Below are 12,380 nucleotides of genomic sequence, written 5' to 3'. Positions count from 1 at the left end.
GTACCACCATGCCCGCTCAGTACGCCATCACGGTGGTGGCCGCGCTGGTCACCGGCTTCATCGTCGGCGCGATCACGGTTGCCGTGGCCGCCCGCCAGCGGCAGCTGGACGAGCAGATCACCACGTCCAAGGCGTTCCGGGACCTGCTCACCCTCGCCGAGCGGTACGCCAGCCCCGAGCACCGGGCGGCGCTGCTCCGGGGAGCCGCCAACCTGTGGGACGTCTTCGACCCGCTGGCCCGGGAGCTGGCCGCCGCGCTCGCCGCACCCCCGCGCACCAGCACGGACGAAACGAGCCAGCGGCGCAGGCTGGCTACCGGCGGGCCGATCGCCCGCCCGGCCCCGGTCAGGCTCGACGTCCCCGCTGACATGCCGCTGATCCGACCGCGGGCCAGCGATGAGTGAGCGGCAGGAGTGCGAGGAGTGCGGCCGGGAGCTGCGTACCCCTGCCAGCCGGGCGCGCGGCCGCGGCCCGGTGTGCGACGCGAAGACCCGCCCGCCGGCGACGCCGCCGGCCGCCCTGCCCGGCATGCCCGGGCCGGGCGGCCGGCCCGCCCAGGACGGCCCGGACCTGCTCGACGCCGCCTGCGACGACGGCCAGGACGAAGAGCAGGTGCCGTGATGTCGAACCGCAAGCAGCCGACCGGCCGGCAGCACCAGTTCGTGCCCGCGCCCGGCGCGCCCCCGGACCACCAGGGCCGCATCGAGTGCCAGACGTGCCATGTCGTCGGCAGGACGGGCGACGCCCGGCACCCCGACCCGGCGGCCCCGCCCCGCGACCTGCCCCGGCACCTGGTGGAGGCCGCGCAAGCCCACGACGCCGCCGTGCTCGGCGAGCGCGACCGAGAGGAGTACCGGTGACCGACCAGACCCCGACCCCGATCGCCCCGGCCCGCGTACTGACCGACGCCCAGCTGCGCGCGGCGGCCGCCCGCCGGCCCGGGTACGCCACCTATCCGGAGTACCGGCCCGGCCAGCCCGAGCGCCTGGGCTGCTTGCCCGCGGTGCCGGCCCGTCCCGCCGCGCTGCTCACGGCCAGGTCGACGAGCCTCATCGAGGACGAAGCCCGCGCCCTCGAGGGCAGCCGCGTGGCCGCCGGCCAGCTCTGGTCCGCAACGCTGTCGATGCCGCCGGCGGATGGGCTGGATGCTCGTCCTCCCCTGCCCGCCCAGCCGGCCGAGCCCGAGGCGGTCACGCTGGCGGCCCTGCCGGAGGTCCGCGTCTTCGACTTCCAGCCGCGCCGCATCGACGCCCGGCCGTGGTGGCGGCGCCGCTGGCACTGGGGTGTCCTCGCCGCCGGCGCCCAAACCAGGCACGGCTACGCGTGGACCGAGACCGGCGCCCGCCGCCGCACCACCCGCGCTGTGCGGAGGGCGGAGCGGCATGGCTGACAAGACCGCCATCGAGTGGACCGACGCTACGTGGAACCCGGTGACCGGGTGCACGAAGGTCTCCCCGGGCTGTGACCACTGCTACGCCGAGACATTCGCCGAACGCTTTCGGGGCACCCCCGGCCACTACTTCGAGCAGGGTTTCGACCTGGTGGCCCGCCCGGCCAAGCTGGCGCTGCCGCTGCGGTGGAAGCGCCCCCGCCGCGTCTTCGTCAACTCCATGTCGGACCTGTTCCACGACCAGGTCCCCACGGAGTACATCGCCGAGGTGTTCGCCGTGATGGCGGCCGCGCACCAGCACACCTTCCAGCTGCTCACCAAGCGACACGGGCGGATGCGGGCGCTGCTCAACGACCCGGAGTTCCGGACGTTGGTGCAGTGCGAGTCGCCGACCCTCGGCCACGAGGGCATCGACATCACCGCGGGCAACCCGTGGGACACCTGGCCGCTGCGCAACGTCTGGCTGGGCGTCTCGGTGGAGGACCAGAAACGGGCGGGCCTGCGGGTGCCTGCGCTGATCGACACCCCGGCGGCCGTCCGCTGGCTGTCCTGTGAACCGCTGCTCGGCCCCGTCGACCTGGACCTCACGGACAAGGACGCCCTTGTCGACGGCGGGATCGATTGGGTAGTGGTCGGCGGGGAGTCCGGTCGGCAGGCCCGGCCGATGCACCCGGACTGGGCGCGGCAGCTGCGTGACCAGTGCCGCGCGGCGGGCATCCCGTACTTCTTCAAGCAGTGGGGCGAGTGGGCGCCGCTCGGCCCGCTGTACGACCAGGCCGACGACGACGCGGACGGGGACGAGGCCCGCATGGAGGCCGCCGCTTTGGAGTTGGCCGGCACCCGGGTGATCGAGGTCGAGCGGACCGGCTACGTCGTGGAGGGGCACCAGGCCGCCGACCCGCGCACCTGGCTGCTGGCTCGGACGGGCAAGCAGGCCGCCGGCCGGACCCTCGACGCCCACACCTGGGACGAGTACCCGAGGCAGGGCCAGGGGTGAGCGGCCGTGACGAAAGAGCAGCTGCTGGCGGCGTGACCATCTGCCTGGTGTGGGGCCCCGAGCACGTGGCGAAGCGGGCCGGGAAGTGCCGGCACTGTGGCCTGCACACGGTGCTGCGCGACGACGACGGCCGCCCCTCGCACAAGACCTGCGCGGAGCAGGCCCTGGCGGCAAAGACCACCGCGGCGGTGGCCGCGTACCAGACCAGCACGATCGGAGCCACCTGATGGAGATCAGCCTGGACGAAGAGCAGGTGTTGACGCTCTTCGCCGTCGAGCAGGGCCGGGTGCACAACGACCCGCGTATCCCGCGCCCGGACTGGGAGAAGCTGGCCGAGTTCCCGTTCGGCCACCGCCCCGCCGTCGCCCGGCTCAAGCCGCTGCGGAAGGCCCGCCTGGTGGAGTTGCCGGACGAGTCCGAGGCCGACGCCAACGGCGTCCGGGCGTGGAAGCTGACCGACCTCGGCGACCGGATCGTGGCGGAGTACCGAGAGCAGGAAGCCGCGGCGGCCGCCGGTGGTGGGGCGTGAGCACCTCTGGCAGCCCGGTGCGTGTTGCCCCGGTCGTCGTCGCCAGCCGCACGCAGTACGAGGTGTTGCGGCTGTTCGCCGACGGTAAGAGCGAGATCGAAATCGCGGACTTCACCACCCTGGGGCAACGGTCGGTGACCCGGCTCATCAACGACATGTGCGCCGGCGACCGGGACACCGCACGCCAGCTGGCCACCGCCTACGAGCGGCGGGCCAGCATGGTGGCGGCCGCGCAGGGCAAGCCGGGCGTGCCCGGCCTTCCGCGTACCACCCAGGTGCCGCCCCTGACCGGCACTCTGCGGCCCCCTGCGGTCGCGCCGGCCCCACCGACGATCGCCCGGGCCACGGATGTCCTGGCGGACCTGCTCGCTGCCGCGTCGGCGTCACCGCACCAGCGCACCCGCTCGCTGGGCGCGAAGCTCACCGCCCTGGCCGAGGACCTCCGCACCCGGCTGACCGATGAACGCCGAGCAGCCGAGGCTGCCGAGGCTGCCGTGCGAGCCAAGGCGGAGGCGCAGCGCCGCATCGACCAGCTGAGCGCCGAACTGGCCAAGGCACGCGAGCAGTTCCGTGTCGCTGGCGGCACGGCCACCACCCGCAAGGACGAGGGGAAGGCCGACAATCCGGGCGGCGACGTCCCGGCCAAGGTCGTTCGGGCGTGGGCCCGGGAGAACGGGGTCGACGTCCCGGCGCTCGGCCGGATCCCCCGTGACGTGATGGACGGCTACCGCACCGCCACCAGCCAGGAAGGAAGTAGCCCATGGCCACCAAGCTGAAGGCCGCGCTGCCGCCGTACGAGGTCAACGGCCTGGCCGAGATCCGGCAGCAGCTGCTGGAGAACCCGGAGGGCCAGCACGTCGCCATCGTGGTGCTGGACTGCGTGTCCATCAAGCACGACGTGGTGGAGGGCGACCTGATCCCCACCCCGACGATCCGGCTGCTGCGCATCGAGCCGGAGACCGACCCGGACGAGGCCGTGCGGCTGCTGGCGCACGCGAAGCGGCTGACCGACAAGCGGATCCCGCCGCCGAAGCGGCCGGACCCACTGCCCGGCATGGACCTGCGCGACGGTGCCGGTGTGCACCTGACCTCGGTGGGCGGTGGCCAGCGTGGCTGATGACGTGGACGTCTACCCCGTCGGCGTGCTGGCCGACCTCCTGATGCTGCGCGGCGCCCGGCGCAACGGAGCGCTCCGGTGGGCGCTGCGCCGGGTGCTGGGGACCCTCCGGTACGTCGCTGGGCGGGCCCGGGCCGGCCGCTGGCGAGAGGTGAAGAACAGCTTCAACGGCTATCTGGCGGAGCCGCGTCGGTGGCCGCAGGACGGATCCCTGACCCGGTGCGGATCGGGCTGGACGCAGCGCCGGGCGCTGCGCAGCCTACGCCGGCGCGGCTACCCGCCGGATCCACCGGAGTAGCCCGCACCGCCCGCACCGCTGTTCCAACCCTCCGGCGCGGCCACCCCTGTTGGTGGCCGCGCCGCACCGTACCGGGAGATCCATTGACCATGATCACTAAGTGGGTCGTCTGGTGACCTGGCTCAAGTCCAGCGACACCAGCGGGATGAACCCGCGTGTCCTGGCACCCCTCGCGTGGCAGCGAGGCCCGGACGACGACCTGGACGGGTGGGACCTCCGCCTGCCCGCCATCGCCGGCCTGGCCTGGCTCTGCGCCACCTACTCCGCCGCCCAGGAAACCGACTACGTGGTCCCCGACGCCACCGTGGCCCTCTACGGTGGCCCGCAGTGGCAGCACCTCGCCGAGTGGGTCGCCCGGGCCGGCATCTGGACCCGGGTCGACGGCGGCTGGCTGCTCGCCGACGACTCCGAACACCTGTTCCACATCCGGCTGAAGGCCGAGATGGCGTGGGAGCGCCAGCGTAAGAACGACAACGGCAACCCCGCCCTGACCGTGCCCGTGCGGCTGCGCGACGGCGACGGCTGCCGCTACTGCGGTCGTGTCGTCAACTGGGACGCACGCAAGGGCGGCCTGGCCGGCACCTACGACCACCGCACCCCCGGCAGGGCCGCCCAGAGCCCCGATGACCTGGTCGTCGCCTGCAACCAGTGCAACGGCCAGCGCGGCAAGGACTCCGACCCCCAGCGGTGGATCCTGCTGCCCGCGCCCGCGCAGCCGTACTACGGCGCGCTGACCGTCGCGCACCTCGCCAAGCACGGCTACGAGGTGCCCGCGTCCGCTACCCCGCGACCCTCCGGCCTGCCCGGCGGACCCCGCAAGCACGACGACGACCCGCGACCCGGTGACCAGCCGGCCCCCGCGACCTCGCAGGACCCGCGGCGACCCGGCACCCGGCCGGACCACGCCACCGGCGACCCGGCACCCGGCCGGACCACGCCCACCCACCGCGACCCGGCCTCCAGCCGGACCCCGCACCCGAGCGCGACCCCCGCCGAGGGACACCGCGCCACCACCGCCCGCGCGACCCCAACCAAGGGGCACCGCGCCCAGCGCGACGGGGCGAGCAGCCCCACCCCGCGCACCCCGAACCAAGATCAATACCGCCCGGCGGAAACCGGCCGACCATCGGCCGATCCGGCAGATCCCAAGCCTCCGGTTTCCGGAAAGGTCGGGTCGGGTCGGGACGGGTCGGGCGCCCTACCCCGCCCAGCCCAGGCGAACCGCAAGAGGGGCAGGCGAGGCCGCAAAGGGCGGACCCCGCCTGTCATCCCGCAGACGGGAGTACAACTTGATCAGCCATGTGCTCCCCTACAGGCGGCCACACAGGAACGCTCAGGGGCACTACAGGACCAAGGTCGGGACGGAGGGGATGTGAGTCAGGCATGGGCCGGGGGCAGCACCAGGGCGTGGCGGGCCCGCCGAGCTCAGGTGCTGGCCCGGGACGGGTACCGGTGCCGCGCGCACGAGGACGGGTGGTGCGACCGGGTCCCGGGCGAACACACGTGCACGGGCGAGGCGGCCCTGAGCGGGCCGCAGGCGGGCCACGCGCATCACACCCTCGGTCGCGCGACCACGGGGGACGACCCGCGTCACATCGTCGCTGCGTGCGGGCCCTGCAACCTGCACATCGGCGACCCGGCCCAGCACATCGACCCACCGAACAGGCCAGTGACCCGATGGTGACCACGACCGCGGTCCGGCGGCCCGGTTTTTCCCCAGCGGGGACCTGGCGGACACCCGCGCCCTGTCCTTTTTCCCTCTCCCCGAAGCCCGACTTGGACCAGGTATGACCGATCTTGCCCGTCCGCTCATCGGCTCCACGACGCCCCGCCTCTGGACGCCACCGTTGGTCACCGGACCTCCCGGGCCGTGCGGGTGTGGGTGCGCGTTGACGCCGGAGACCAGCGAGGGGTTCGAGCTGGCCGCCTTCGCCGTGGAGATCGGGCATCCGCTGCTGCCGTTCCAGCGGTTCTCCGCGATCCACGGCCTGGAGCTGCTGCCGGACGGCCGGCCGCGGTTCCGGATCGTGCTGCTGCTGATCAGCAGGCAGAACGGGAAGACGACGTTGCCGAAGGTGATGTGCGCGTGGTGGCAGTTCCGGAAGGGCGTGCCGCTGATCCTCGGCACGTCCACCCAGCTGTCGTACGCGAAGGAGGCGTGGCAGGCGACGCTGCGGCTGGTCGCGGCCACGCGGGCGTTCGACGACCTGCACGAGCCGGGCAGGAAGTGGTACCGGCGGACGAACGGCGAGACCGAGTCGTGGTCGATCGCCGGCGCCCGGTACAAGATCGCCGCAAGTAATGCGGAGGGCGGCCGGTCGCTGACGATCGACCGGGGCATCGCCGATGAGCTGCGGCAGCACCACACGTACGAGGCGTGGGAGGCGTTCGAGCCGGCCTGCTCGCCGGAGGACGCGCAGATTTGGTGCCTGTCCAACGCCGGCTCCGACAAGAGCGTGGTGCTCAACGACTTGCAGGACGCCGCGAGAGAGTTCATCGAGACCGGCGTCGGTGACCCGCGGTTGGGCCTGATCGAGTACAGCGCGCCGGAGGATGCGGACCCGGAGGACGTCGACGCGCTGCTTCAGGCGAATCCGCGCGTCGGGTACGGCCTGGACCTGGAGGTGCTGCTCGCTGCGGCGGCTCGGGCGAAGCGGCTGGGCGGTAAGGCGCTGGCCGGTTTTCAGACGGAGCGGATGTGTATCCGGGTGCGGCTGATGAACCCGGCGATCGACCCGATCGCGTGGCGGGGCTGCAAGGACGTCGGCGACCTGGCCGACGTGCGGTCGCGGCTGGCGGCGTGCATCGACCTGTCGCCGGACGGCACGCACGCCACGCTCGCTGCGGCAGCGGTGCTTGAGGATGGGCGGGTGCGGGCGGAAACGGTGGCGGAGTGGACCGGGCCGGCTGCGGCGTCGCAGCTGGAGCGGGACCTGCCCGGGTGGGTGGAGAAGCTGAAGCCGAAGGTGCTCGGCTGGTTCCCGCAGGGTCCGGCGGCCGCGGTGGCCGCAAAGGTCGCCGACCGGCGCAAGGACGGCGCCCGGGGTTGGCCGCCGCGCGGGGTGAAGGTCGCGGAGATTCGCGGTGAGACGACGGCGGTGTGCATGGGCCTGGCCAAAGAGGTGAAGGCCCGCACGCTGGCGCACTCCGGCCAGGCGATGCTAGACGCGCAGGTGGCTGGCGCGGAGCCGCTGAAGCGCGGTGACGGGTGGGTGTTCACGCGGGCCGGTGACAAGCCCGTTGACGCGGTGTACGCGGTGGCTGGGGCGGCGCATCTGGCGCGGACGTTGCCGAAGCCGGTGGGGAAGCCGCGGGTGATCGTTGGCCGGAACCGGTCGGGCCTGGCCAAGGACTGACGAAGCGCAATACCGGAATGTCAATGCCGGTGTTAGTCTTCGTGTGTGGGGTGGCGTGAGATGTTTGGGTGGCGGCCGAGGCCGGCCGCCCAGATGGCCGCCCCGGAGCCGGCGGCCGCCGAGATGGACGCCCCGCAGCCCTCGGCCAAGTTCGCGGTGTCCGTGCCGGCGGAGATGCTCCAGGCGATGACCGGTGGCGGCGCGATCGCGCCGCGGATCTCCCGGGCCGAGGCGCTACAGGTGACCGCGGTGCTCCGCGCCCGGAACCTGATCTGCGGCAGCCTCGCGACCCTACCGATCCGGGTACACGGCCCGGACCGGCGCGTCGTCGACGATGTGACGTACCTGCCGAGCGGCAACATCGACCCGAACATCGCCAACTCGGTGGTGAAGGCGCAGCTGCTCGAGGATCTGCTGTTCGAGGGCATCGCCTGGCTGCGGGTCACGAAGGTCGGATGGCACGGCTACCCGGTCGAGGCCCAGCACGTGCCGGTCGACAGCGTCCACGTGGCGCCGGCCGGGTCGCTGATGCCGTCGCAGGCGCAGATCAGCCCGGACCAGCCGTTCCCGGCGGACGGGCAGGTGTACATCGACGGGCGGCCGGTCGACGACCGTGAGGTGATCCGGTTCGACTCGCCGAACCCGCCGCTGCTGCGCCACGCGGCCCGGGCGATCCGCACGTGTCTGCTGCTTGACCAGACCGCCGCCCTGTATGTGAAGGATCCGATGCCGCTCGGCTACTTCGCACCGAAGGACGGCGCGGACGAGCCCGATGACGACGACGTCCAGGAGATGCTCGACGACTGGGAGGCGGCGCGGGCGAAGCGGGCGTGGGGGTACGTCAGCGGGGACATCGAGCCGAAGACGTTGCAGTGGTCGCCGGAGCAGTTGCAGCTGGCCGCGCAGCGGCAGCATGCGGTGTTGGAGGTCGCGCGGGCGACGGGCCTGGACGCTGAGGATCTTCAGGTGTCGGTGACGTCGCGTACGTACGCGAACCAGGAGCAGCGGTGGCAGGCGCTGCTGAACACCAGCTTCGGCGGGTACGTGTCCGCGGTTCAGGAGCGGTTGTCGATGCGGGATGTTCTGCCGCGCGGCTACGAGGCGCGGATCGACTTTGGTGGGTTCCTGCGCGGGGACGCGATGACGCGGATGCAGACGTACAAGGCCGGCCGGGAGGTCGGCGCGTACGACGACGAGCGGATCGCGGACCTGGAGGACCTGCCGGTGGCGCGGGTGCGGAAGGCGACGAGCAAGCAGCAGAGCCAGCCGGCCGCGCCGCCGGCGACCGCGCCGGAGCCGACGCCGCCCGGCAGCCAGCAGGAACGCAGGGAGGATCGCGTGGGACGCGACACGGTCAACTTCGACGCGGGTGATCCGGTGCAGCTGCAGTTCGTGGCGCCCGACCCGCAGGACTTCCAGGTAGATCCGGAGCGCCGCACCATCACGGGCCTTCTGCTTCCCTGGGGCAAGGTTGCCAACAACGGCATGGGCAAGTGGCGGTTCGCCAAGGACTCGGTGAGTTGGTCCGAGGTCAGCCGTATCAAGCTCAACCAGCACCACGACAGTCGCGACCTGATCGGCGTTGCCACTCGCCTTCAGTCCTCATCGCGAGGGCTCATGGGGACTTTCAAGGTCGGTCGCGGTCCCGAGGGTGATCGTGCTCTGGAGAAGGCCGAAGACGGCATTCTCGACGGCTTCTCGGTCGAGGTCGACTTCGACAGCTTCGACTCGTGGCAGCCGGACCCGACCGATGAGTCGGTGCGCCTGGTCCGCCAGGCCAACCTCCGCGGCGTTGCCATCACGGGCACCCCCGCTTTCGATGACGCCCGGCTGACGTCCGTGAAGGCCAGCCGAGACCAGAAGGGAAATGGCATGCCCGAAGACAAGGGCAACGGCCAGCCGCAGACGTTCGACTTCGAGGGATTCGTCTCCGGCCTGACCGACTCGATGAAGGAAAGCCAGAAGACCCTGGTGGAGCAGCTCGGCCAGTCCATCGGCGAGTCCGTCTCCGCGGGTTTCAAGGTCGCGCTGGAGAACATCGCCGCGCCGCAGGACGGGCCGCAGCCGGTACGCGCCGCGCGGTACACGGTGACCCGCGAGGCGCCGATTTACGCGCTGAATGGTGTCGGCCCGTCGCTGGTCCGCGACGGTTGGTACGCCGCCCACCACCGCGACGACGACGCGATCGACCGGCTGCGGAAGTTCCGCATGCAGACCGAGGACCTGTCGAAGCTGACGCACTCGGAGCTGGCGCGGCAGAAGTTCGCCACGGTCACCACGGGCAACGCCAGCCAGGTGATTCCGCCCGGCTACCGGCCCGACCTGTTCGTGCCGATGCTGGCTCAGGGCAGGCCGCTGGTCAGCGCGACAAGCCGGGGCGTGATCGGGAACGCGACCCCGTTCGTCGTGCCGGTGTTCGGCTCCGTCTCGGGCGGGACCGCCGACCACGTCGAAGGCACGAACCCGACGGACGGCACCCTGGTGCTGACCACGAAGACAATCACCCCGGGCGCCATCTCCGGCAGCCTCGTGCTGACGCGGGAGATCGTCGACTCCAGCAACCCGGCCATCGACCAGATCGCGCTCAACGCGATGATGGAGTCGTACAACCGGCAGACGGAGACGAAGGTCTACACGCTGCTCAACGGCGCCAGCGGCGCTGGCGGCACCATCACGGCGGGCTTCGTTCCCTCCGGCGCGCAGGCCGCGACGTTCGCCAGCACCGGCGGCACGCCGTTCGCTGAGGCGGCGCTGATCAAGGGCATGCGGCAGCAGCTCGCCAAGTACCCGTTCGCGCGCTTCGCATCGCCGTCCTTCGCCTTCATGGGCCAGAACGCGACTTCGATCATCGCGGGCACGATGGACTCGACGGGCCGTCCGATCTTCCCCAGCGTCGGCGCGCAGAACAGCATCGGCACCGGAAACGCCATCACGCAGGGCTGGGACGTCGATGGTCTGGCTTTCCGTCCGGCGTGGGCGATGACCGGCCAGGCGGCCGGCGACTCGCAGATGCTGATCGGCAACGAGCTGGACGTGTGGGCGTGGGAGTCGCCGCTGCTCACCTTCCGGTTCGAGGAGAAGCAGGGCCCGGCGAAGATCGAGCTGGACCTGTTCGGCTACTTCGGGACCCACCTGCTCCGCCCGGTCGGCGTGAGCGGCCTCCGGATCACCTGATGAGCGGCGACACGGCCGGAGGTGCCCCGCGGGGTACCTCCGGCGAGCCGGAGAGCAAGGCCCCGGCGAAGAAGGGCGTGCCCAAGCGGGTAAAGCAGGAACCGGTGGCCCGGGCCGGCGGGTACGTCGACCGGGGCGACGGCAACGGATGGGTGCTGGAGGAGGTGGAGTAGATGGCGCTGCTCGCAACGCAGGACGCGGCAGCTGGACTGGCCAACGTCGCCCGGGTGGCCGCGAACGGAGGCGGTGACACTGTGGCGGCCGGCAGTAGGGCTGCCGGGTGGGATCTCGGCGTGTTCCTGCTCGTGCAGAACGCGGATGCCACGGCGACCACGGTCACCGTTGACGGCGTCCCGTACAGCGTGCCGGCAACCACCGGTCTCGCGGTCATCCCCGTCTACCGGACCACCGCTGGCACCATCGTGGCCGTCACCTACTCGAAGGTGACGACCCTGACGGTGGCCGCGGTGCAGCTCGCCGGGAAGTGATCCGATGGGGTGGGCGCCGGCGTACCTGACCGATGTGGAGCTGAAGGACTTCACCCGCATCGACGACGCCATCGACGACGTGGAGGTGGTCTCGGCGATCGAGGCCGCCTCCCGGGCCGTCGACAACGCCGCCCATCCCAACGGCATGCGCCAGTTCGGGAAGGTTGCTGCGCCGGAGGAACGCCGGTACACCGCGCGGTGGCGGCCTCGCCGCCGGCGGTGGGTGGTCGAGATCGACGATCTGATGACGACCGGCGGCCTGGCCGTGTCGGTGCCGGCCGGAACGATCACCGCCTACACGCTGACGCCCATCAACGCGGCCAAGCTGTCCCGGCCGTGGACGCGCCTGGCCGTCGACCCGGCGTCGCCGGTTCAGCCGACGGGTGACGAGTTCGAGGTGGCCATCACCGCGTCGTGGGGTTGGACGGCGACGCCGGGGACGGTCAAGTCGGCCGTGAAGCTTCAGGCGTCGCGTTTTCTGTCCCGGCGTGACTCCCCGTACGGCATTGCGGGGTCGCCGGATCAGGGGTCGGAGCTGCGGCTGCTGGCGAAGCTCGACCCGGACGTCGAGGCGATGTTGAAGCCCTTCGTCCGCGAGTCGTGGGTGGTGGGCTGATGAACCTGGAAGCCGTCGCCGTCGACCTCAGCACCGCGCTGAAGACGATCACGGGGCTGCGGGTGCCGCCGTGGGGCGTCGAGAAGATCACCCCACCGGCGGCGATCATCGCCCTGCCGGAGCGCATCACCTACGACGGGACGTACGGCCGCGGCAGCGACCAGTACCCGGACTTGACTGTCGTCGTGCTGGTCGGGAAGCCGGCGGAGCGGTCGGCGCGGAAGGCGGTCGCCGCGTACGCCGACGGGTCCGGCCCGAAGAGCGTGAAGGAGGCGATCGAGGCGCACACGTACTCCAGCTGCGACAGCGTGCGGGTGGCGTGGGCCGAGTTCGACGAAGCCAGGTACAACGCCGGCGGGCCGTACCTCGCGGCGATCTTCCACCTCGACATCACCGGAAAGGGCGCGTAGCGGCC

The 12,380-nt window shown here is 72.0% G+C and carries 17 protein-coding genes; all 17 read left to right on the top strand.

All coding sequences use genetic code 11. The features are described 5' to 3' along the window. Positions 1 to 8: 8 nt before the first annotated feature. Positions 9 to 404, top strand: a complete 396-nt coding sequence (locus tag ABZ807_RS05615) for a hypothetical protein (RefSeq protein ID WP_357153332.1) — start codon at positions 9 to 11, stop codon at positions 402 to 404. Then, entirely contained in the window at positions 397 to 621 is a 225-nt protein-coding gene (locus tag ABZ807_RS05610; RefSeq protein WP_357153330.1) for a DUF6011 domain-containing protein, read from the top strand. The genes ABZ807_RS05615 and ABZ807_RS05610 overlap by 8 nt, the downstream gene beginning before the upstream one ends. Continuing rightward, the gene (locus ABZ807_RS05605) at positions 621 to 860 is read left to right on the top strand and encodes a hypothetical protein (protein ID WP_357153328.1); all 240 of its coding nucleotides are present in this window, start codon (positions 621 to 623) and stop codon (positions 858 to 860) included. The genes ABZ807_RS05610 and ABZ807_RS05605 overlap by 1 nt, the downstream gene beginning before the upstream one ends. Beyond that, the gene (locus ABZ807_RS05600) at positions 857 to 1,390 is read left to right on the top strand and encodes a hypothetical protein (RefSeq protein WP_357153326.1); all 534 of its coding nucleotides are present in this window, start codon (positions 857 to 859) and stop codon (positions 1,388 to 1,390) included. The genes ABZ807_RS05605 and ABZ807_RS05600 overlap by 4 nt, the downstream gene beginning before the upstream one ends. Continuing rightward, positions 1,383 to 2,387 (top strand): phage Gp37/Gp68 family protein, encoded by a 1,005-nt coding sequence (locus ABZ807_RS05595; protein WP_357153325.1) that lies wholly within the window; start codon positions 1,383 to 1,385, stop codon positions 2,385 to 2,387. Before ABZ807_RS05600 ends, ABZ807_RS05595 begins: the two co-directional genes overlap by 8 nt. 32 nt (positions 2,388 to 2,419) lie before the next feature. Continuing rightward, positions 2,420 to 2,614, top strand: coding sequence for a hypothetical protein (locus ABZ807_RS05590; RefSeq protein ID WP_357153324.1), 195 nt, complete (start codon positions 2,420 to 2,422; stop codon positions 2,612 to 2,614). After that, a complete protein-coding gene (locus ABZ807_RS05585) occupies positions 2,614 to 2,916 on the top strand; it encodes a hypothetical protein (RefSeq protein ID WP_357153322.1) in 303 nt (100 codons plus the stop codon). Before ABZ807_RS05590 ends, ABZ807_RS05585 begins: the two co-directional genes overlap by 1 nt. Further along, the gene (locus ABZ807_RS05580; RefSeq protein ID WP_357153320.1) at positions 2,913 to 3,692 is read left to right on the top strand and encodes a histone-like nucleoid-structuring protein Lsr2; all 780 of its coding nucleotides are present in this window, start codon (positions 2,913 to 2,915) and stop codon (positions 3,690 to 3,692) included. Before ABZ807_RS05585 ends, ABZ807_RS05580 begins: the two co-directional genes overlap by 4 nt. Then, positions 3,677 to 4,033: a hypothetical protein gene (locus ABZ807_RS05575; protein ID WP_357153318.1), complete on the top strand. Its 357-nt coding sequence runs from the start codon at positions 3,677 to 3,679 to the stop codon at positions 4,031 to 4,033. The genes ABZ807_RS05580 and ABZ807_RS05575 overlap by 16 nt, the downstream gene beginning before the upstream one ends. Beyond that, positions 4,026 to 4,331 carry a hypothetical protein gene (locus ABZ807_RS05570; RefSeq protein WP_357153317.1) on the top strand — a complete coding sequence of 102 codons (306 nt, stop codon included), beginning with the start codon at positions 4,026 to 4,028 and terminating at the stop codon, positions 4,329 to 4,331. The genes ABZ807_RS05575 and ABZ807_RS05570 overlap by 8 nt, the downstream gene beginning before the upstream one ends. A 100-nt stretch (positions 4,332 to 4,431) precedes the next feature. Beyond that, entirely contained in the window at positions 4,432 to 6,015 is a 1,584-nt protein-coding gene (locus ABZ807_RS05565; protein ID WP_357153315.1) for a hypothetical protein, read from the top strand. Positions 6,016 to 6,220: 205 nt separating this feature from the next. Continuing rightward, positions 6,221 to 7,687: a terminase gene (locus tag ABZ807_RS05560; protein ID WP_357153313.1), complete on the top strand. Its 1,467-nt coding sequence runs from the start codon at positions 6,221 to 6,223 to the stop codon at positions 7,685 to 7,687. Positions 7,688 to 7,747: 60 nt separating this feature from the next. Further along, positions 7,748 to 10,861, top strand: a complete 3,114-nt coding sequence (locus tag ABZ807_RS05555) for a phage portal protein (RefSeq protein WP_357153311.1) — start codon at positions 7,748 to 7,750, stop codon at positions 10,859 to 10,861. Next, positions 10,861 to 11,034, top strand: coding sequence for a hypothetical protein (locus ABZ807_RS05550; protein ID WP_357153308.1), 174 nt, complete (start codon positions 10,861 to 10,863; stop codon positions 11,032 to 11,034). Before ABZ807_RS05555 ends, ABZ807_RS05550 begins: the two co-directional genes overlap by 1 nt. After that, positions 11,035 to 11,349, top strand: coding sequence for a hypothetical protein (locus ABZ807_RS05545; protein ID WP_357153306.1), 315 nt, complete (start codon positions 11,035 to 11,037; stop codon positions 11,347 to 11,349). 4 nt (positions 11,350 to 11,353) lie between these two features. Beyond that, positions 11,354 to 11,965 carry a hypothetical protein gene (locus ABZ807_RS05540; RefSeq protein WP_357153303.1) on the top strand — a complete coding sequence of 204 codons (612 nt, stop codon included), beginning with the start codon at positions 11,354 to 11,356 and terminating at the stop codon, positions 11,963 to 11,965. Beyond that, the gene (locus ABZ807_RS05535; protein ID WP_357153301.1) at positions 11,965 to 12,375 is read left to right on the top strand and encodes a hypothetical protein; all 411 of its coding nucleotides are present in this window, start codon (positions 11,965 to 11,967) and stop codon (positions 12,373 to 12,375) included. The genes ABZ807_RS05540 and ABZ807_RS05535 overlap by 1 nt, the downstream gene beginning before the upstream one ends. Positions 12,376 to 12,380 lie beyond the last annotated feature (5 nt).

This window comes from Micromonospora sp. NPDC047548 (assembly GCF_040642975.1).
In the GTDB taxonomy this organism is placed as follows: domain Bacteria; phylum Actinomycetota; class Actinomycetes; order Mycobacteriales; family Micromonosporaceae; genus Micromonospora.
Note: the sequence above shows the minus strand (reverse complement) of the source record. Positions and strands in the feature narration are given on the sequence as shown.

What these genes read in the sequence shown, in the direction of transcription:
- ABZ807_RS05615 (WP_357153332.1), top strand. Translation starts at nt 9, where the DNA reads ATGCCCGCTCAGTACGCCATCACGGTGGTGGCCGCGCTGGTCACCGGC.
- ABZ807_RS05610 (WP_357153330.1), top strand. Translation starts at nt 397, where the DNA reads ATGAGTGAGCGGCAGGAGTGCGAGGAGTGCGGCCGGGAGCTGCGTACC.
- ABZ807_RS05605 (WP_357153328.1), top strand. Translation starts at nt 621, where the DNA reads ATGTCGAACCGCAAGCAGCCGACCGGCCGGCAGCACCAGTTCGTGCCC.
- ABZ807_RS05595 (WP_357153325.1), top strand. Translation starts at nt 1,383, where the DNA reads ATGGCTGACAAGACCGCCATCGAGTGGACCGACGCTACGTGGAACCCG.
- ABZ807_RS05585 (WP_357153322.1), top strand. Translation starts at nt 2,614, where the DNA reads ATGGAGATCAGCCTGGACGAAGAGCAGGTGTTGACGCTCTTCGCCGTC.
- ABZ807_RS05575 (WP_357153318.1), top strand. Translation starts at nt 3,677, where the DNA reads ATGGCCACCAAGCTGAAGGCCGCGCTGCCGCCGTACGAGGTCAACGGC.
- ABZ807_RS05555 (WP_357153311.1), top strand. Translation starts at nt 7,748, where the DNA reads ATGTTTGGGTGGCGGCCGAGGCCGGCCGCCCAGATGGCCGCCCCGGAG.
- ABZ807_RS05550 (WP_357153308.1), top strand. Translation starts at nt 10,861, where the DNA reads ATGAGCGGCGACACGGCCGGAGGTGCCCCGCGGGGTACCTCCGGCGAG.
- ABZ807_RS05545 (WP_357153306.1), top strand. Translation starts at nt 11,035, where the DNA reads ATGGCGCTGCTCGCAACGCAGGACGCGGCAGCTGGACTGGCCAACGTC.
- ABZ807_RS05540 (WP_357153303.1), top strand. Translation starts at nt 11,354, where the DNA reads ATGGGGTGGGCGCCGGCGTACCTGACCGATGTGGAGCTGAAGGACTTC.
- ABZ807_RS05535 (WP_357153301.1), top strand. Translation starts at nt 11,965, where the DNA reads ATGAACCTGGAAGCCGTCGCCGTCGACCTCAGCACCGCGCTGAAGACG.